Origin of the sequence: Kitasatospora sp. NPDC051164, from assembly GCF_044455625.1 — a bacterium.
Classification (GTDB): domain Bacteria; phylum Actinomycetota; class Actinomycetes; order Streptomycetales; family Streptomycetaceae; genus Kitasatospora.
The window spans coordinates 1-18,654 of record NZ_JBITFB010000049.1 but is presented as its reverse complement, the minus strand read 5'-3'; the positions used below and the strand labels follow the sequence as shown (position 1 = coordinate 18,654).

Sequence of the window (18,654 nt, the reverse complement as noted above, 5' to 3'; positions counted from 1 at the left end):
TAACCCTTGCTCGGTGCGCGAGTGTTCAGTACGCGACGGTCGGTTTGCGGACGCCGCCGAGGAGGCGGGACCGGGCCACGTAGTGGGCGGTCTCCTCGTGATTGGTCGATCCCGCCAACTCGGCGAAGCCCTCCTTCCAGCACAGTTCCACCGTCACGGGACTGCGGCGGGGCGCTTCGCTCGGCCGGTCCTCCGCTGCACTGTGGCACATCCCCAGGACGTCGTAGGCGTAGCCCCGTTCGGCGACGAGTACCTCCTCGCCGTCCCGGACCTCGGCCAGGGCGCCGTACGGGCCGCGGGCCGCGGCGTCCGGCAGCGGGCGGGAGTCGAGGTCGAAGCGGATGAGTTCGGCCAAGGGCTCGACCCACGGGGCGGCCACGAGGGAGGGGCCGTTCGCCTTCCACCAGCCCGTCACGAGCTCGTCGAACTCCGCGGAGGTGAAGCAGAACTCCAGTGCTGGTGACAGGGAGTCCGGATCGGCCGTGGAGTTGGCCGCCGCTCCGCGCAGGAGCTGGGCGCCCGCGGTCCGTTGGGCCTCGATGTGGTCCGCGACGGAGAGGATCACCCGGGACTGGCGGACGCCGCCCGCGGCGCGCAGTGCCGGGAACACCCGGCGCAGGACCAGGTTCTCGGCCAGCAGCCGGGCCCAGAACAGGAACCGCTGCATGTCGAGGTTCTGCTGGAGGGTCATGTCCTTGTTCGCCAGCACGTACTCGAAGTCGTCCCGGTCGCCGCGGACGGTCACGAAGCCGTAGAGGTCCTTGCGCTCCACGTAGTCGGTGTTGGGGAGGAGGATCAGCGGGTAGGCGGCGATCCGGGAGACGTGCTGGGCGAGTTCGTCGTACCCTTCGAGGAAGGACTCCGGCGTCTCGCCCGGGGCACCCCAGATCAGCTCCGCGTAGATGTCCATCCCGTCCGCCGACAGGCGTTCCGTCAGGTCCTTCCAGGCGTTGATCTTCATGTTCTTGCGGTTCATCGTCGCCAGGGCGTCGTCACTGAGCGTCTGCAGGGCGAGGGTGAAGGAACTGCGTATGCCCTCACGGCGCATGATGTCGACGATCTCGTAGAAGGTCTTCGACTTGTTCTTGGCCCAGGAGGTCTCAAGGGCCCTGGGGTAGCCGTAGCAGCGCCGCACTTCGACCAGGTCCTCGACGAACTCCAGGTCCGAGCGCAGGATCCCGAAGTTCGCGTCGCACAGCACCACCGTCTCGGCCTTGGCCCGGGCGAGGGCGTCCAGTTCGGCGCGCAGGCGCTCGCGGGAGAAGGACCGTACGCGCTGGCCGACGGCTCCGCCCCAGTAGCAGAAGGAGCAGTGGTACGGGCAGCCGCGGTTGGTCTCCAGCAGGGCGACGTCGTAGCGGAACGCCCCGTTGTCGTCATGGAGGGGAAGCACCCCGGACAGGACCGGCGACGGGATGATGTCGAGGTCGTCGATGCGGGCCCGCTCCGCGGTCGTGCGGACGGAGCCCAGGGCGTCCCGGTACGAGATCCCCTCGACCTCGGCGAGGTCGCCGCCGTCGGCGATGCGGGAGACCAGGTCGACGATGGTCAGTTCGCCTTCGCCGTTGACGATCACGTCGACCTCGGGCCACTGGCGCAGGGTGCGTTCCGCCTGGTTCGAGACATGGTTCCCGCCGAAGACCACGATCCCCTTCGGGTTCACCTGCTTGAACGTTTCCGCCAAAGCGCCGAACTGGCGGACGTTCCAGCCCAGCACGGAGAAGCACAGGACGTCCGGAACATCGCCGCCGAGAAGCTCGGTCGCCATCTCCCAGGGGCTGGTCGCGCCCGAGTAGTTCAGGATTTCCACCTGACATCGGGTCGAGAGTTCCGGATCGTTCTGGAGCATCGCCGCGAGGTAGCCGGCCGCCAGGGGCATCGACTCCTTGGACATGTGCCACACGCCCTGCTGAATGATCTTCACTTTCAGCATGGTTCCCCCTCTGGGTCAGGGACATGACAGTCCCGAAACGGTGGGTCACGCGTTCGCAACATTACGCATCCTAGTTCGAGTTGAGGCGTTCATGGCAGGATGTCACCAGTTCCGGGGCACCCGCTCCAGGACGCCCGCGCCGAACAACTCGTACAGCGGCAGGGTCTCCAGGTGGACGTAGCCGATGTGGCAGTCACAGACCGGCAGCGGGCAGGCCCGAGGAGCCAGGCGGGCGCGGTAGCTGCCGCCGTAGAGGTTGCCGAGGACATCCCGGCGTTTCGATCGCCCACCACCACGAACCGCGACAACGACTGACAGCGAGATCACGACTGGCCCTCAACTGAACCGTTGGAACCGGCCCGTTTGCAGCCGTCGCCGACAAGCTGCACCTGTCCCCGCGAACCGTCGAAGACTCGTCGAGCGTGCGGTAGCACTTGGCGGGCCTGCGGCTTGCAGACGGTGACGGCGGCCACCGTTCCACAGGCCTTGACCGTGACGCGTTTGGGCTGCCGCCAAGCGGACGGATGCGAGATCCGCGCAATTCCGGCCCAAGGTGCAGGAACAGTGACGAAACGTGGATCCAGAGCCTCGGGCCACGCCCCTGCCGTAGGTTCGTGATTCGCCTCGCGGCGGGCTGCGGCCCGGCCTGCGCGGACCTGTGCCACAACGTTCGCGGACCGTCTTCGGGCTCTGCACGGCGAAGGGAAGTCCATGTGCGCGAGGGTGTGAACGAGCGGCGGCTGCGGGAGCTGGTGGCATCCGCCGCCGCGGGCCGCCGCGGGCTCGTGCTGGTCGAGGGGGAGGCCGGCATGGGCAGGACGACGTTCGTCCGCCGCCTGCTGAGCCTGCCGGAGGCCGCACGTACCGCTGCCGTGGTGCTGCGGGTCTCCGCCGGCGGCGCCGCGGTCGCATGGGAGCCGGGCACGGCCACGCCGACACCCGATTCCGGCCGATCGGCGCCGGCCGCGGTCGAGGAGTGGGGCGGGTTCCTCGCTGCCCGGCCCAGCGGACTGCTGGTCGTCGAGGACGTCCACCACGCGGATCCGCCCCAGCGCCGGGCACTGCGCCGGCTGCTGGAGCACCCGCCGGCGGGCCTGTGCACCGTGCTGACCTACCGGCCGGAGGAACTCCCCGAACCCGGGCTGGCGTTGGGCGCCACGGTGGACTACCCGACCGACCTGACCGTGGTCCGGGTCCGGCTCGAACCCTTGGACGTAAGCGAGATACGCCGCCTGGCCGAACAGGCCCTCGGTGGTCCCTGCCCGCCGCACGTCGCCGCCCGACTCCATCACTGCTCCGGCGGAACTCCCCAGGTCGTGGCCGACGTGCTGGCAGACCTCGCGCAGACGCCGGACCGTACCGCCACCCCGGCACCCCCGGTGCGGCTGGCCGAGCTGGTCCTGGGCCGCACCGCAGCCCTGCCGACGGCCCAGCGCCGCATCGTGTGGGCCGCGGCGGTCCTCGAAGACCCCGCCTGCGCCGCCGAACTGTCCGAGGTCGCCGCGCTGCCCGGCGCCCGCGGACGGACCGCGCTGCTCGCCGCGGTGCGCACTGCCGCCCTGCACCAGCTCGGCCCCGACCGTTACGGGTTCCGCGTCCCGCTGGCCGCGACGGCCGTCCGCTGCGCCGTCCCCGGACCGGCACGGGAGGACCTGCACGTCCGCGCCGCCCAGCTCCTGGCCCGTCGGCAGCCGGTTCCGTGGGCCCGGCTGGCCGGCCACCACCACGCCGCGGGACAGGCGGCCGACTGGCTGGACAGCGTGGCCAGGGCCGCGGAGGAGGCGGCCGGGACCGGCGCCCACCAATGCGCCATCACCCTCGTCGAGGAGGCCCTCGCCGCGCCGAGTACGCCCGGCGACGTCCGGGCCCGGCTCGGCGCGATCCTGGCCCGCAGCGCGGTGGCCGGACTCAGCTCGGAGCAGACAGCCGCGATGCTGCGCCAGGTGGTCGCCGACTGCGCGCTGCCCCGACCGATCCGTGGGGAGATCCGGCTCAGCCTCGGGCTGCTGCTGCTCAACCACCTCGACCGCAGCGCCGAGGCCCGCAGTGAGCTCGCCCTGGCTGCCGATGAGTTGTCCGACCGTCCCGAGCAGGCGGCGCGCGCCCTCGCCGCCCTCGCCTCGCCCCACCTGCCGGGCAGTTCGGCCGAGGAGAACCGTGCCTGGCTGGACCAGGCCGAAGCCGCCGTCGTCCGGACCGGCGACCCGGCCGCCCGGACGGCCGTCCTGGCCAGCCGGATCCCGCTCCTGATGTCCATGGGCGACCCGGACGTATGGCGGCTCCTGGCGGACCTGCCACGGACCAGCGACGACCCGCGGCACCTCTACCAATGCGCCCGCGCCCTGTGCAACGCGGCCGACGGCGCGTTCTGGCAGGGCCGCTACGACCGCTCGGCCGCCCTGCTGGCCGAGGCACTGGACCTGGCCGCGCAGAGCGGCGCACCGCACGTCGACAAGGTCGTACGCTTGGGCTCGGTGGCACTGGACTGGGCCACCGGCCGCTGGTCCGGCCTACCCGACCGGGCCCAGGCGCTGATGACGGACGCCGACGAGATGCCGTGCATCGTCAACGAGGCCCAACTGGTCCTGGGCGTCGTCGCACTCGCCAAGGGCGACTGGGAGCAATTCAGCACATCGTTCACCGAGCCGGAGCCACCGGACCGCGACATCCCGCAGCGCGCGGTGTCCGCCGGGGCCAGGATCCGGCTCGCGCTGGCCCGCGCCGAGACGGCCGAAGCCGCCGAACTGGCGGCGGAGATCTGGGCCATGCTGCGCGCCAAAGGCGTGTGGGCCTGGGCGGCCCAAGCGGCGCCATGGGCCGTGGAGGCGACGATCCGCGCCGACCGGCCGCACCTGGCCCGCGACATGGTGGCCGAACTTGCGGCCGGACTCGACGACCGCGACATCCCGTTCGCGCACGCGGCCCTCGAATGGTGCCGAGGCCTGCTCGCCGAATCGGACGGCGACCCGAGTACCACCGTGACCCACTACCGTCAGGCCAGAGCCGCCTATCGCGCCCTGCCCCGCCCGCACGAGGCCGCACTGCTCGCCGAGTACGCCGGCCGCGCCGCCCTCGCAGCCGATCCCCTCTGCCCCGCCGGGGCCGACGAACTTCTCTCGGCGGCAGCGGAGTTGGACGAACTCGGCGCATCCTGGGACGCCGCCCGGGTGCGCGCGCTGCTACGCCGCACGACGGCCGAGCGCCGCCCGCCGGGCCGCCCGTCCTACGGCGAGCAGCTCTCGCCCAGGGAGAAGGAGGTCGCGGCACTGGCCGCGACCGGCATGACGAACCGCGAGATCGCCACGCAGCTGCACCTGTCCCCGCGAACCGTCGAACACCACGTCGCCCGGGCCATGCGCAAACTGCGGATCGTCTCCCGGCTGGACCTCGCCGGCACCGGGCAGGACTGACACGTCGCCCCCGACCGGCGGCCCCAGGGCCGCTCGGGCCGCCGCCCCGACGCACGGACGCGGCCCCTTCCCGGTCGGTGAACGCCGGGAAGGGGCCGCGGTGTCGGTCAGCCCTGGACGAGCTTGCCCATGGCGTGGACCTCGTCGACGTCGCCGGTGTCGAAGAAGCTCCACGGCACGGTGACAAAGCCACCGGCGCCCCAGCCAGTTCCCCAGCTGTTCTCGATCTTCACGCCCTTGGCGTTGTAGCCGACGACGGTGACCTCGTGGCCGCCGACCACCGGATCACTGGAAGAATCGCCCGGAAGGTAGCTGTAGTTGGAGGCGTCACGCGAGTTCAGGTCCATGAAGCTCTGGCGCACGCTCATTCCGATCGGCACGGGCATGCCCTGGGATATCGCGCTCTTGATGGCGGCCTTGGCCGCGCTGCCCTGGGCGGGCAGGGACTTGTAGCCGGACAGCTTGAATTTCGCCGCGTTCGCGCGTTCCTTGGCGTCCGGCTGGGTGCGGTAGTCGAAATCGCCCTGCCAGTAGTCGCGCCTGGTGTCGATGCCCTGCTTCTTTTCCATCGACAGGACGTCGTCCGTGCCGGTGCCCTCGTCACGGCCCCCGGTGACCTGCGAGTAGATGTACATCGGTGCCATCGGTGCGCCGCCGATCCCCTGCTCGTGCATCAGGATGCCGTAACCGGTGTAGCCGGTGGCCCAGGTCACGCACGAGTTGACCTCGCCCTGGTCGCCCGGCACCGGCGCGTACCGGGTCAGGTCCGCGCTGGCCGGTACCGCAGCCAGCTGCGCGAGCGGCGCCTGGGCGGTGCTTCCGGCCTCCTGGTCGACGGCCGCCGGGTGCATCGCGGACGCGGGGACGAAGCCCAGGCCGTGCCGCTGGTGGTGCTGAGGTGCCTGCCCGGGGGCGGCACTGGCGGCACTGGCCGTGACTGCGGGAATCAGGCAGGACAATGCCAGTGCCGAGGCGATCCCGGCCGTCTTCTTGATGCGCACTATTTATCTCCTCGATCTGTGGAACCGTCAGGACGGCGAATTCTTCCGGCCACACCCGGATATCCGTCGGCCTGCCATGGCGTCAGCAGGCAACGAAGACTGAGTGGGAATCACCCGGATTCCCGGCTCGTTGAACCGGGCTGTCCGTCCCGAGCAGAAGCAAAGCAAGTGCCCGGATTCCAGGTCAACGAGGGGACCTACCTATTAATCGGGCGAATCCACGTGCCGCTGGGCCGGAAACCTTTGCCGCGCCAACCGGCCCACGCCGTTCTGCCAGCGCCTTTCCCCGAGCCGGCTACGACCCGGACGGAGCCGCATCGCTTCGCCCACGCGTCCCGCCGCCCGGCATCCGCCGGATTCCTGGGTATGGGTAGTGCTCTGACCGCATAGGTTCGCCGGGTTGGCGTTGGCGGGCCTCGAGCCGGTTGGATGTGGACCGACATCCAATATGCCGCCGTCTGCTCGCCGTGGTCCCGGAGCACGCGCATCACGGTGGTGGGCGAGGGGTGCTGGCTCTTCTTGGCGCCCTTGGTGATGACGAGGCGGGCGGCGATGTCGCGCAGGCTCCTTTGCTGGGTGCGAAGGTGGAGGGCCATGGCGAGCATGGCGTCGTCGGTGACGTTCGCGCCGCCGACGTCCTGCTCGATCCAGGCCGGCATCCGGCCGTCGCGCTCGATGGTGGCGAGATGGGGACAGGCGGTCCAGCCTGGGCCGATCAGGCCGTCGCCGTGGTCCCCTGCTGCGCCGTCTCGCCAGCGACGACCGATGGCGTCCGGGGTACCGGTGAACCCTGCCGACGTCCCGCCGGCCGGGTTGCTCTACAGGTTGCCGTACAAGGTGCCCTACGAATTGCCCCACGACTTGCCGTACGAGTGGCCCTACGAATTGCCTCGCCCGCTGATGCTTCGCAGGGAAACACCGCAGGTCAGTGCTGGTGGTCAAGGGGGTGTGAGTCCGCCGACTACTTCCCTGTGGACCCTTCGGGGGTTCAGGGACTCCCACCCGTCACCCCTTTGACTGCCAGACTGGTGATCACGACGAACTCCGAGCGGCGCCCGCTGTGGCGTCCCTTCTCCGAGTCCCCCGCCGACCCGGCCGCCGTCCAGGCCTCCCCCGCGGCCCGGCTCACCGCGGTGGAGCGGGCCCCCTTCCTCGAACCCGTAGAGGCTCCGGCCCCGCGGACTGTCCCGGCACCCGCCGCCCGCTGGGCCCCGGCGCCCTGGCCACCCCGGCCGCCGACAGCTGACCACCCACCACGAAGGCGCCGGCCGGGACAGTTCGCTGTCCCGGCCGACGCCTTCGTCACGTTCCCGCTCAGGGGGTCACCAGTCCATCCGGGGCCGGTGTAGTCGTCCCGAGGTGGTTCCGCAGGTCGGCGGGGGTTGACCAGCCGCCAGAACGGTGTAGTGTCCGCCGGCTTCGCGGTAGCCCTGACGTTGGTCGCCCGCGTTGTTGCCGGGTTTCTGGGGGGCTTGACCGGCGTGCTCACTCCCCTACCGTGCGGTGCCACGGGACCCGCCCCGGCCCTGCCTGGGGCGCCGCACCACTGCACATCATCGGGTGCGGCTGCGTCCGTCCAGCCACCCGCAACTCGGAGGGGAACCATCATGACCACGCGCACTTCACGGCGGCGCCCGGCACCGCGCACCAGCGGAACCACCCGGCGGTCCCAGGCTCCGGCGCAGCCGGAGCGGCCGGCCTGGCGCGATCCGGGCCGGATGCTCGGCTCAGTGCTGTCGAACACCGGGGCCGGGGCGATCCTCACCTCGCTGGCCTTCCTGGTGCAGCACGTCGAGGTGACCTGGCGCTGGCGCCGGGTCCGGGGCCGGTCCGCTGCCCGCTCGGGGGCTCGGACGCGGACCGGCCCCACCAGTTTGTGTGGGCGGGCGGCGCGGTGCCGCTCGGGTTGCTCCGGGGCGGTGTCAGGGGCTGTCCCCTTGCCAGTCCCAGCGGCGCGGGTCCGCGGGCCGCGGCTCGTAGTGGGCGCGGCCGCCGGCCCCGTACTTGCCGATCTCGGTGGCCAGCGCCGCGCCGTCGGCGCGCTGCTCGGCATCCCAGCCGGTGACATCCAGGAGAAGACCGTCGAGCGGGCCACCGACCAGCTCACGGTACTCGCGCCCCGCCCGCGGCCCGGGAGCGGGGTCGTCGTGGTCGGCTCCGTACACCCGGCCCCGCAACAGCACCTCGTCATCGTCCATGCCGCCCAGCCTCCCAGCCGCCACCGACACCACGCGGGCCAGTCTCGGTGCCGGGTCACCACCAAGCCAGTTCGACGCCGGCGTCCTGGCCGTCGTCCAGCTGGCCGGTGGCCCGGCCGCCGGACGCCAGCGACTGGGTCTCGCCCGGGAGCAGCTCAGTGATCCAGTCGGCGACGAGCATGACTGCGCGGGCCGCGCCCGCTCCTCGGTATCTGCCGCTCATGTCCGCCGTGTAGCCCGCATCGGCCACGACAAACCGATTGAACGCCAACTCGACTCCCCCGGAAGTGACTTGACGGCCGCCTGGCCACATGGCCCACGGCCCGCCGACCGGGGCGGCGGCCGTACTCCCAGGAGGCCTCCCCGGGGGCCGTTGCCGCAGTCGGTGCAGGCCAGGGTCCGCGTCGGCTCGCGGCGGGCTTGGCAGGCCTTCTTCGCCCGGGCCTTCTGCCGCCGGTCGTAGGCGGCACGGTTGTCCGGGTTGTCCAGCACCTCGATGAGGCAGTGCCGTCCCCCGCCAGGTCGATGACCGCACCCTGCTCCGCGGTCGGCAGCGGCACCGGCTGGCGTCCGGCCCCGGTCCCGGTACGTGCCCTCCAGTGTGCAGGTGACAAGGGAGCCGCCATCCTTCAGCTGGAACGTCGGTAGCGCGTTTGTCAGCGAACGGAACGAGAGACTGCGTTCGAGCACCTTCTGGTCCCATCCGTTGAAGTAGTCCACCAGGCCGTTGGTGAAGTCGCCTCGTTCGAAGTCGGCGCTCTCCGGATTCCCGCCCGGTACGGTGAAGCTCAGGTACTGCGCGTAGCGCCCGCACACGCCGGTGTCCGCCTGCGCTGTCGTCGACAACTCCACGCCTCCGGATGTTCCGCGGGCCAGATCCGGCATTACCTTCGGCCGCACGAAGCGTTGGCCCGGCGCTGGTGTCGGGGTCCAACTAGGGCGTCAGCCAGGGACACTGCCACGGATCAACGACGCCGTCGGCGCCCGGTCCCGGGACGAGATGGACGACGGACAGGCCTGCAACGCGCTGCGACAGGTCCAGCGGTGGCTGCGCAGGACAGCCCGCGCTCCTACTACGCGGGAGGGAGTCCCGGCGGACCGGCCGACGGCGACGGGCGGACGGCCCGCTCCGAAAGCGTCCGCCGCCGACGTCTTGCCAGCGGACCGGACCCCTCCCTACCGTCGAATGGCGCAAGCTGACAGACCGTCTCACAACCCATCGTGCCACCCTCACGAAGGAGCGACGATGTCCAGGACAGGCCCCCGGCGCCGACTCGGCGTCCGATCCCTCTGCACTCTCGCTGCCGCGCTCGGCCTGCTCGCCCCGGCCGCCGCCACCAGCAGCGCCGCCCCCGGAGCCACCCCGGCGCTACGGGAGGTGATGTTCGTCGGCAACAACTGGGACGGCACCGCCGACGTGATCGAACCCTCCGGCGCCCTCAGCAAGGTCGGACGGATCGACGTCATCCCCGACAAGGACCAGCGGCTCGCCGAGATCTACCTCAACCCCGTCAAGCTCGGCTACTTCCTCGGCATCAGGCTCGGCCCCGGTGAGGGCCACGACCAGTTCGTCGACGACATGTACACCACGCCGGACGGCACCGCCGTGGTCGTCTCCCGGCCCAGCTTCGCCGACGTGGTCTCCCTCGACCTCGCCACCGGGCAGGTCAACTGGCGCTTTCCTGTGGCGGGTTACCGCGCCGACCACATGGCGCTCTCGCCCGATGGCACCCGGGTGGCGGTCTCCGCCTCCACCGCCAACACCGTGCACGTCCTGGACGTCCGCACCGGCGCCGAACTCGGCTCGTTCCACACCGGGGACAAGCCGCACGAGAACATCTTCACCGACGGCGGCCGGCAGCTGTGGAACATGTCCATCGGCAACGTCGAAACCGCCCTGGACGCGCCCTGGCTGGACTGGACGAAGGGCGACCGGCACATCACCGTCGTCGACGCGGCCACCCTCACCCCGATCCGCGAGATCGACATGCGCAAGCGCCTCGACGACGCCGGCCTCGGCGGCCTCTCCAACGCCGTCCGGCCCGCCGTCTTCTCCCCGGACGGCACCCGGCTCTACTTCCAGGTGTCCTTCTTCAACGGATTCCTGGAGTACGACGTGGCCGCCGACCGGATCACCCGGGTGAAGACCCTCCCGGTCGACCCGGTCGCCAGTACCGACCGCACCAGCTGGCCCAACGACTCCCGCCACCACGGCCTGTCGATGAGCCCGTCGGGCGACCGGATCTGCGTCGCGGGCACCGTGGACGACTACGCGACGGTGGTCGACCGCGCCACCCTCCAGGAGGGGCCGCTGGTGCCCGCGTCCAAACCGTACTGGGCGACGGTGAGCGGAGACGGTAAGTCCTGCCTGATCTCGGAGAGCGGCGCGGACCAGGTCACCGCCATCGACTTCGCGACCGGCCGCAAGACCGCCTCGGTCGCCGTCGGCCGCCACCCCCAGCGTGTCCGCCTCGGCCACGTCCCCACCGGCTGGACCGGGCCCACGAGGCCGTAGCGCGCCGAGCCCGTGGCGGAGCGTCTGTCCTCTTCGGCGTGGCGGCGCGTTCGTCCCGGGCCCCGGTGAACTCGGGCGGAGGCAGGACGTGGAGCGCGTCGGTGATCGCCTCGAAGTCGGGCGGCTCGGCCACGCATGGGACCCTACGTCGGGCCCCCGACCGGAGTCCCGGGCCTGCCGGGGCGGTCCGCCCGGGACTCCGGTCGGGGGACACGGAGTTCCCGTCGGGGCGGGCGGGTCGTTGGCCCGTCGTGGCTGACGAGACGGACAGGACCGGGGCGCTGCCCCGGTGGTGTGGGCATTGCGTGCAGGGGCCGGCGCAGGGGCCGCCGCTCGCCGAGCTGATCGTGGAGGTCGGCCCGGCCCTCCACGGCGCGCTGGTCGAGGGCGCCGTCGGCAGCGGCTTCACGCTCGCCGCGGGCGAACCGCCGGACACCACCGCGACCATCGCGGTCGGCGCCGGACGCGTGCAGCGGCTGGAGCTGGTCGGCGGCCGCGACCTGTGGGAACCCGACTCACGCATCGACGTGTCGCCCGACTGGCGCGCCTCAGCAGTCTCTCGCGCCGCCGCTGGCAGGTCGGACAGGAATTTCAAGGCCCGGCTCTCCCTCGTGTGCGACATCGGGCTGCAGCGTGCGCGGCGGAAGATCTTCCAGCGCTTGACTGTGGCCACACCACGTTCGACCGGGTAGCGGAGCCGGGCGTGGGCCCGGTTCAGATATCTCTGCCCGACAGTGAGCTCCTTTCGGGGCGGGCGCCTGGTCGGCATCGCGAACGTTCCGCCGGCGCCGGTGTACGCCAGATCGGCCAGCGCGGGGATGCGGAGCCGAACGCAGGTCTTCACGATGCGGTGGGTGCGCGCGGCGGTCAGGTCATGTGCTCGGCCGGGCAGAGCGCGGGAGATCCACACGAGCCTGCCGGCTGGACCGGTGATGACCTGGAGGTTCACGCCGTGGCGGCGGTGCTTGCCGGAGTAGTCGGCGCGTCCGTCGCCGACACGGTCGCACTCGGCGAGGGTTCCGTCGACCAGGACGTACTCGGGGGTCGGCCTCGCGCAGGGCCCGGGTCAGGCCAGGCGCCTTCCGGGCGAGGAGGTCGGTGACCTGGTGGACGTAGGCGTGGGCGGTGCCGACGCTGATCCGGAAGCCGGCGGCGATCTGGGCGAGCGTGTCGTGCTTGCGCAGGTAGACCAGTGCGACCAGGGCTCGCTGGGAGGGGCGGAGCTTGCACCGTCCGTCACCCTCTCGGGTGACGATCAGCATGGTGACCCACTCGACGAGCGCGTGCGGCAGGTCCAGGGCGGCAGGATCGGTGACCAACGAGGCTCCCTGGATGGTTGGTTGAGACGTGAGACATCTCGCTCAACCGCCCGGGAGCCTTGTTCGTTCTGCCCTCGCGCCGGCTGCCCGGCCGTCACTCGATCGGTGCCCACTCTGAAAACGCTCAGTCACCGGGGAAAATCTCCGCAGGGTGCCGGCCGTGCTGATCCGCCAGCCCGACGCCCTCGCGGAGATCATGGCCGAGACGAGGAACGAGCAGCAGCGCCAGGTGCTCCTCGACCAGGCGGGGATGATCGAGCGCCTCAGCCGGGAGTCCGTGGCCGAGCCCGCCGACCGGGAGGACGTCCGGCGGCGCTACCTCGCGGTGCTGGCGGCGCACGAGCAGGGGCGGCGGACAGACCGCTCGGCCTGACGCTCACCCGGTCCGCCCCGCGCTCACCACGCGCGCTCCTCACGACCCGGGCCGCTGCTCCAGAGCGTGCAGGACCTTGTCCAGCGTGATCGGGAGGTTCCGCACGCGCACCCCGCAGGCGTGCCACACCGCGTTCGACACCGCGGCGGCCGTGCCGACGATGCCGATCTCCCCGATGCCCTTGGACCCCATGGCGTTGACGTGGGGGTCGTGCTCGGGCAGCCAGTGCGCCTCGATCCCGTCGACGTCCGCGTTGGCCGCGATGTGGTAGTCGGCGAAGTCGTGGTTGACGACGTGGCCGGTGCGGGGGTCGAGCACGCTCTGCTCGTGCAGGGCCATCGACAGCCCCATCGTCATCCCGCCGACGAACTGGGACCGCGCCGTGCGCGGGTTGATGATCCGGCCCGCGGCGAACACGCCCAGCAGGCGCGCCACCCGCACCTCGCCCGTGTCGATGTGGACGCGCGCCTCGGCGAACTGCGCCCCGAAGGCGTGCATCGCGTAGCGGTCGTCGGCCGGCCCGACGGCGCCGGAGGCCTCGGCCCCGTCCGGCGGCTCGGCCCCGTGCTCCGCGCGGAAGGCGCGTGCGGCCTCGACGACGGCCGAGCCCCAGGTCGTCATGCCCGAGGAGCCCCCGGCCACCGACGCCACCGGGTGGTCGGTGTCGCCGATCCGCACCTCCACGCGGTCCATCGGCACGCCGAGCGCGTCCGCCGCGATCTGCGCCAGGGTGGTCCACGTGCCGGTGCCGAGGTCGGCCGCCCCGATCTCGGCGACGTAACGTCCACCCTCCCGCCGGATCGTCGCCGTCGACTTCGTCATGCGGCTGACCGGGTAGGTGGAGGCCGCGACCCCCGTGCCGACCAGCCAGTCGCCGCGGCGGCGCACCCCGGGCCGCGGATCGCGCCGCGACCAATCGAAGCGCGCCGCGCCCTCCCGCAGGCAGCCGACGAGGTCGCGGCTGGAGAAGGGCTTTCCGGAGCCGGGTTCGACGGCGGGCTCGTTGCGGATCCGCAGCTCGACCGGGTCCAGTCCCAGTCGCTCGGCCAGCTCGTCCATCGCCACCTCCGGGCCGAACATGCCGGGGCACTCGCCCGGTGCGCGCATCCAGGAGGGCACCGGGACGTCGAGCGCGGCGAGCCGGTGCGTGGTCCGCCGGTTCGCCGAGGCGTACATCATCCGCGCGGGCACCCCGGTCTGCTCGGCGAACTCCTTGATGCGCGAGGTCTGTTCGACGACGTCGACCGCGAGCGCGGTGAGCCTGCCATCCCGGCCGGCACCGAGGCGGCACCGCTGGACGGTCGGCGTGCGGTAGCCGGCGAGGGCGAACATCTGCTGCCGGGTCAGCGCGATCCGCACCGGCCGACCGGGCACCGCGCGCGCCGCCATCGCGGCGAGCACCACGTTGACGTGCGGCTGCCCCTTGGACCCGAACCCGCCACCCACGTACGGGCAGACGACCCGCACCCGCGCCTCGTCCAGACCGAACAGTGGCGCCAGGACGGCACGCGTCGGGTGGACGCCCTGGGTGGAGTCCCACAGGGTGAGGAATCCGTCACCCGCCGGGTCCCACAGGGCCGCCGTGGCGTGCGGCTCCATCGGGTTGTTGTGGTACATCGCGGTGGTGTACGTCTCGTCGAGGGTCACCGCCGCGGCCGCCAGCGCGGCGTCGACGTCGCCCTCGGAGGTGTCGGCGGGGAAGTCCGGGTTCACCTTCTCGGGCGCGTACAGGTCGTCGCGGTCGGCCCGCAGCTCGACGTCGTGCGCCTGCCGTGCGTAGCCGACCCGGACGAGAGCGGCCGCGTGCCGCGCCGCCTCGGAGCAGTCGGCGACGACCAGGGCGACGACCTGGCCCCGGAAGGCGACCTCCTCGTCCTGCAGGACCGCCAGCTCGCGGTCCTCGGTGGAGGCCAGGCGTTCGGCGGTCGCGGGGGTGAGCACCGCGACCACACCGTCGAGTGCCTCGGCGGCGGTCGTGTCGAGCGCGGTGACGCGACCTCGCGCGATCGTGGCCTGGACGGCGTGCAGGTACGCGGCGTCCGCCAACGGGGCGTCACCGGCGTAGCCGGCGGTGCCCAGCACCTTGACCGCCCCGTCCCGGCGGGGCAGGTCGCGGCCGACGGCGTCCGGCTCGCTCGGGAACGTCATCGGGACTCCTCTCCTGCCAGGCCGCGCAGGGTGGCGGCGAGGGTTCGGCGCAACAACGGGATCTTGAACGCGTTGCCGCCGTCCAGCCCCTCGGCCGGCCGGGCACCGGCCAGTTCCGCGTCCGCGGCGTCCCGGTAGCTCCGCTCCGAGGCCGGCGCACCGCGCAGCGCCTCCTCGGCCCGGTCCGCGCGCCACGGTGCGTGCGCGACGCCGCCGAACGCGACCCGCGCGTCCACGATCACGCCGTCCTCGACGTCGAGCGCCGCGGCGACGCTGACCAGCGCGAAGGCGTAGGACGCGCGGTCGCGCACCTTGCGGTAGGCCGAGCGGCGGGCGATCGGCGCGGCCGGCAGGTCGATCGCGGTGATCAGCTCACCGTGCTCCAGGACGGTGTCGCGCTCGGGTGCGTCGCCGGGCAGCCGGTGCAGCCCCACGAAGGGGACGGTGCGCTCCCCGGCCGGACCGAGCACCCGCACCCGCGCGTCGAGCGCCGCCATGGCCACCGCCATGTCGGACGGGTGGACCGCGATGCAGTGCTCGGAGGCGCCGAGGACCGCGTGGTGCCGGGTCCAGCCGCCGATCGCGGAACAGCCGGAGCCGGGCTCCCGCTTGTTGCAGCGGGTGGTGACGTCCTGGAAGTAGGCGCAGCGCGTCCGCTGCAGCGGGTTGCCGCCGACGGTGGCCATGTTGCGCAGCTGCCCCGACGCCCCCGACAGCAGTGCCTGCGACAGCACCGGGAAGCGCTCGCGCACCCGCCGGTCCGCGGCGAGCTCGCTGTTGCTGACCCCCGCGCCGATCCGCAGACCGCCGCCGTCGAGTTCCTCGACCTCGGCGGGCAGGACACCGGCGAGGCCGACCACCAGCTCGGGCGCGACGACGCCCAGCTTGAGGTGGTCCACCAGATTCGTCCCGCCGCCGAGGAACACCGCGCCCGGGTTCCCGGCCACGCTGCGCACGGCGGCCGCGGCGTCGACGGGGCTGAGGTAGTCGAACGGCTTCACCCCGCCACCTCCGTGCCGGTCGCCCGGGGGTCACCCGGCCGGGAGGCGCCCGCCCGCGCGGACGGGGAGGCCCCGGCCGCCTGCCGGACGGCGGCCACGATGTTGACGTAGGCCCCGCAGCGGCACAGGTTGCCGCTCATCCGCTCGGCCACCTCGGTCCGGTCCAGCCGTGGCGCCCCCGGGCCGTCGGTCACCGCGCTCGGCCAGCCCCTCGCGAACTCGTCGAGCGCCCCGACCGCCGAGACGACCTGCCCCGGGGTGCAGAAGCCGCACTGGAGTGCGTCGCAGTCAACGAAGGCCCGCTGCACCGGGTGCAGGCCGCCGTCGGCGCCCGGTGGTCCGTCGCCGGTGGCCGCCCCGGCGGCGAGCCCTGCGGCGGTGACGACCTCGGCGCCGTCCTGGGCGACCGCGAGCGTCAGGCAGCTGAGCACGCGCCGGGCGCCGGACAGCACCGTGCACGCGCCGCATTGCCCGTGGTCGCACCCCTTCTTGGGGCTGGTCACCCCGAGCCGCTCGCGTAGGGCGTCCAGCAGCGTCGTGCGCGTGTCGACGGTCAGCCGACGCGCGACCCCGTCGACCCGTACGGTGATGTCCCTCTGCATCGCACGAGCGTCCCCGGCCCGGACGACGCCCACACGCCGCACGGCCCGCCGTCACACCCGCGGCGGCGGGCCGCGCCCCGGACGCGCGCGTCCGGTACGGGCCCGGTGTCAGGGGGATGCCCTACGGTGGCGCCGTGGACGAGTACGGGAAACGCGTCGAGTATGCGGTACCGGTCCTGCCGAGCCGGGACCTGGACGAGACCTCGGAGTTCTACTCCCGCCTGGGCTTCGAGCCGCGCGGGCGTTGGGACGGGGAGGACGGCTACCTGATCGTCGTCCGGGGCACGGTCGAGCTGCACTTCCGGTACGACCCCGCGGTGGACCCGTTGACCACGGCCGACAGCTGCTACCTGCAGGTCCGGGACGCGGACGCGCTGCACCGGGACTGGGCGCGGCTCGGCGTGCCCACCGACCGGGCCACCGGCAGCCGGCTGATGCCACCCACCGACACCGGCCACCGGATGCGGGAGTTCGCGCTGGTCGACCGCAGCGGCAACCTGCTGCGGATCGGCAGCCCGTCCGGGCAGCGCTGAGCGCCGACGCCCTCCGGAGGCGGGGCCGCCCAGCCGTCCGCCCGTCCGTCCGGGCCGCGCGACCGGACGGCGTGTGAACCTGCTGCTCCCCCTCCCCAGGTGCGGTGCCGCGCTCACGGGGCGTGGGCCGCCGGCGCTCGCCACCAGGGAAGGGGCCGGTGTTCCCGGACCCCGGCGGCTTGCTGCCCGTGTCCGCCTTCGCCCCGCTCCGCCGTTCACCACCAAGTGGCAGCGCTCGCCCGGCGGGAGTGCCCACCCGCGAGGCGCCGGCCGCCGGGGGCGGGCCCGGCCGCGCAGCCGGGCCGTCACGCGCCCACCGCCGTCAGCCGCCAGGAGCAGGAGCAGGAGCAGGAGACGACCACCGCAGCCCGACGGCGAGCACCGCCGCGGCCGCGGCCACCGCCCCCTCCCCCGCCCCACCCGGCGCCGCACCTACGCCGAGCCCCGCTCCCGGCGGGCGTGCGGCTGGACGGAGGTGCAGGTCTGACCAGCATCCATCTCTTGGGGCTCGCCTACTCGCCTAGTAGTACTTCGTTAGGTCGGGGTGGGCTGTCGTGTTCGGCTTGTGGACTTCCGCGTGGGAAGCGGGCGTTGACAGGTGCGGCAGACACCGGTCCAGCAGCTCAGCAGGTCCTGGAGTTGGTCGAGGACCTGGTAGAGGGTCAGGCCGGCGCTTGGGCTTTGGGGTCGAGGCGGCGGAGGGTGAGGAAGGCGTGGGCGGCGGTGACGAGCGTGACGTGGTGGTGCCAGCCGCGCCAGGTCCGGCCTTCGAAGTGGTCCAGCCCGAGGCCGTGCTTCATCTCGCGGTAGTCGTGCTCGATGCGCCAGCGCATCTTGGCCAGCCGGACGAGGTGTCGGGTCGGGGTATCGGTGGGGAGGCTGGTCAGCCAGTACTCGGTGGGTGCCTTCTCGCCGGTGGGCCATTCGCTGAGCAAGGTGGTCTCGGGCAGGACGCCGTCCCAGGCGGCCGCTCCGCCGGCGCGGGCCATGGTGTGGGTGCGGGTTGCGACGCCCGCCGGCCGGACTGTGAGCACCCGGAAGCGGGAGCGCATCGGGCCCTTGGAGCCTCGGCGCCAGGTGGCCTGGCGGAAGGTCTTGCGCCCGCCGTCGGTGGCCAGGGCCTGCAATGAGCCGGCCTTGGTCCGGTAGCGGGGCGCGGGTTTGCGGCCGTTCCCGCTCCGGTTCGGGGCGGTGGGGAGTGCGTCGTGGGGGTGCGCGGACTCGTCGGAGCGGACCGCGACGACGTAGTCCAGCCCGCGTTCGGCCAGGCCGTGGCGGAACGCGGTGATCTGGCCGTAGCCGGCGTCGGCGACGATCACCTTCGGCTCCAGACCCCAGGCGATCGCCTCGTCGATCAGGTCCAGGGCCAGGCGCCACTTCTCCCGGTGCCCGACCTCCTCCGGCATGTCGGTCCGCGCCCGGCGTTCAGCGTCGTCCTGCCACTCGGCGGGAACGAACAGGCGCCAGGAGACCGGCACGGACGCGGTGTCGGAGGCGGCATGCAGACTCACCCCCACCTGGCAGTTTGAGCTGCACTGATCTTCGTGGAGTCTTTGAAGCCTGGGTTACGATCCAGGCGTAAGGAGAACCACGAGCAGTGCCAGCACCACGTAAGTACCCC

At 72.5% G+C, this 18,654-nt stretch carries 12 protein-coding genes and 3 pseudogenes; 5 read left to right on the top strand and 10 right to left on the bottom strand.

The genetic code is table 11. The features are described 5' to 3' along the window. Positions 1–25: 25 nt before the first annotated feature. Both ACIBEC_RS42955 and ACIBEC_RS42950 read right to left on the bottom strand, forming a co-directional pair. Entirely contained in the window at positions 26–1,924 is a 1,899-nt protein-coding gene (locus ACIBEC_RS42955) for a KedN5 family methylcobalamin-dependent radical SAM C-methyltransferase (protein WP_360507648.1), read from the bottom strand. Between the two features lie 111 nt (positions 1,925–2,035). Next, positions 2,036–2,242: pseudogene (locus ACIBEC_RS42950) on the bottom strand (radical SAM protein); the annotation flags it as partial. Between the two features lie 404 nt (positions 2,243–2,646). Between ACIBEC_RS42950 and ACIBEC_RS42945 the strand changes: the two are divergent. After that, positions 2,647–5,343, top strand: coding sequence for a LuxR C-terminal-related transcriptional regulator (locus ACIBEC_RS42945; protein ID WP_360507651.1), 2,697 nt, complete (start codon positions 2,647–2,649; stop codon positions 5,341–5,343). 107 nt (positions 5,344–5,450) lie between these two features. On the opposite strand, the gene ACIBEC_RS42940 is transcribed toward ACIBEC_RS42945, so the two are convergent. From ACIBEC_RS42940 to ACIBEC_RS42930, 3 genes are all read right to left on the bottom strand, one after another. Continuing rightward, on the bottom strand, positions 5,451–6,344 hold the full coding sequence (locus tag ACIBEC_RS42940; protein WP_360507654.1) for a C1 family peptidase: 894 nt from the start codon (positions 6,342–6,344) through the stop codon (positions 5,451–5,453). A 1,922-nt stretch (positions 6,345–8,266) separates the two neighbouring features. After that, positions 8,267–8,542, bottom strand: a complete 276-nt coding sequence (locus tag ACIBEC_RS42935; protein ID WP_360507657.1) for a hypothetical protein — start codon at positions 8,540–8,542, stop codon at positions 8,267–8,269. Between the two features lie 55 nt (positions 8,543–8,597). After that, the gene (locus ACIBEC_RS42930; RefSeq protein ID WP_360507660.1) at positions 8,598–8,765 is read right to left on the bottom strand and encodes a hypothetical protein; all 168 of its coding nucleotides are present in this window, start codon (positions 8,763–8,765) and stop codon (positions 8,598–8,600) included. Between the two features lie 1,023 nt (positions 8,766–9,788). On the opposite strand from ACIBEC_RS42930, the gene ACIBEC_RS42925 reads away from it, so the two are divergent. Both ACIBEC_RS42925 and ACIBEC_RS42920 read left to right on the top strand, forming a co-directional pair. Continuing rightward, positions 9,789–11,057, top strand: coding sequence for a YncE family protein (locus tag ACIBEC_RS42925; protein WP_360507663.1), 1,269 nt, complete (start codon positions 9,789–9,791; stop codon positions 11,055–11,057). A 251-nt stretch (positions 11,058–11,308) separates the two neighbouring features. Continuing rightward, on the top strand, positions 11,309–11,749 hold the full coding sequence (locus tag ACIBEC_RS42920; RefSeq protein WP_360507681.1) for a hypothetical protein: 441 nt from the start codon (positions 11,309–11,311) through the stop codon (positions 11,747–11,749). Here ACIBEC_RS42920 and ACIBEC_RS42915 read toward each other — a convergent pair. Continuing rightward, positions 11,650–12,376 (bottom strand): annotated as a pseudogene (locus tag ACIBEC_RS42915) (transposase family protein); the annotation flags it as partial. The gene ACIBEC_RS42920 and the pseudogene ACIBEC_RS42915 overlap by 100 nt on opposite strands. 160 nt (positions 12,377–12,536) lie before the next feature. Between ACIBEC_RS42915 and ACIBEC_RS42910 the strand changes: the two are divergent. Continuing rightward, a complete protein-coding gene (locus tag ACIBEC_RS42910; protein WP_360507666.1) occupies positions 12,537–12,749 on the top strand; it encodes a hypothetical protein in 213 nt (70 codons plus the stop codon). Positions 12,750–12,788: 39 nt separating this feature from the next. Here the strand turns inward: ACIBEC_RS42910 and ACIBEC_RS42905 are convergent, their stop codons facing one another. Genes ACIBEC_RS42905 through ACIBEC_RS42895 form a run of 3 tightly spaced genes read right to left on the bottom strand, consistent with a single transcriptional unit; the run spans position 12,789 to position 16,500 of the window. Continuing rightward, entirely contained in the window at positions 12,789–14,897 is a 2,109-nt protein-coding gene (locus tag ACIBEC_RS42905) for a xanthine dehydrogenase family protein molybdopterin-binding subunit (RefSeq protein WP_360507669.1), read from the bottom strand. Beyond that, complete coding sequence (locus tag ACIBEC_RS42900) at positions 14,894–15,898, bottom strand: xanthine dehydrogenase family protein subunit M (protein ID WP_360507672.1); 1,005 nt, start codon at positions 15,896–15,898, stop codon at positions 14,894–14,896. Before ACIBEC_RS42900 ends, ACIBEC_RS42905 begins: the two co-directional genes overlap by 4 nt. Continuing rightward, entirely contained in the window at positions 15,895–16,500 is a 606-nt protein-coding gene (locus tag ACIBEC_RS42895) for a 2Fe-2S iron-sulfur cluster-binding protein (RefSeq protein ID WP_360507675.1), read from the bottom strand. The genes ACIBEC_RS42900 and ACIBEC_RS42895 overlap by 4 nt, the downstream gene beginning before the upstream one ends. Before the next feature lie 134 nt (positions 16,501–16,634). Here ACIBEC_RS42895 and ACIBEC_RS42890 point away from each other — a divergent pair, with 134 nt between their 5' ends. Further along, on the top strand, positions 16,635–17,033 hold the full coding sequence (locus ACIBEC_RS42890) for a VOC family protein (protein ID WP_360507678.1): 399 nt from the start codon (positions 16,635–16,637) through the stop codon (positions 17,031–17,033). A 662-nt stretch (positions 17,034–17,695) separates the two neighbouring features. Here ACIBEC_RS42890 and ACIBEC_RS42885 read toward each other — a convergent pair. After that, positions 17,696–18,562 (bottom strand): annotated as a pseudogene (locus ACIBEC_RS42885) (IS701 family transposase); the annotation flags it as partial. Positions 18,563–18,654: the final 92 nt, after the last annotated feature.

Bases quoted from the DNA above. Each gene is read 5' to 3' on its own strand.
- ACIBEC_RS42935 (WP_360507657.1), bottom strand. From the start codon at position 8,542: ATGGACGATGACGAGGTGCTGTTGCGGGGCCGGGTGTACGGAGCCGAC.
- ACIBEC_RS42925 (WP_360507663.1), top strand. From the start codon at position 9,789: ATGTCCAGGACAGGCCCCCGGCGCCGACTCGGCGTCCGATCCCTCTGC.
- ACIBEC_RS42930 (WP_360507660.1), bottom strand. From the start codon at position 8,765: ATGAGCGGCAGATACCGAGGAGCGGGCGCGGCCCGCGCAGTCATGCTC.
- ACIBEC_RS42905 (WP_360507669.1), bottom strand. From the start codon at position 14,897: ATGACGTTCCCGAGCGAGCCGGACGCCGTCGGCCGCGACCTGCCCCGC.
- ACIBEC_RS42895 (WP_360507675.1), bottom strand. From the start codon at position 16,500: ATGCAGAGGGACATCACCGTACGGGTCGACGGGGTCGCGCGTCGGCTG.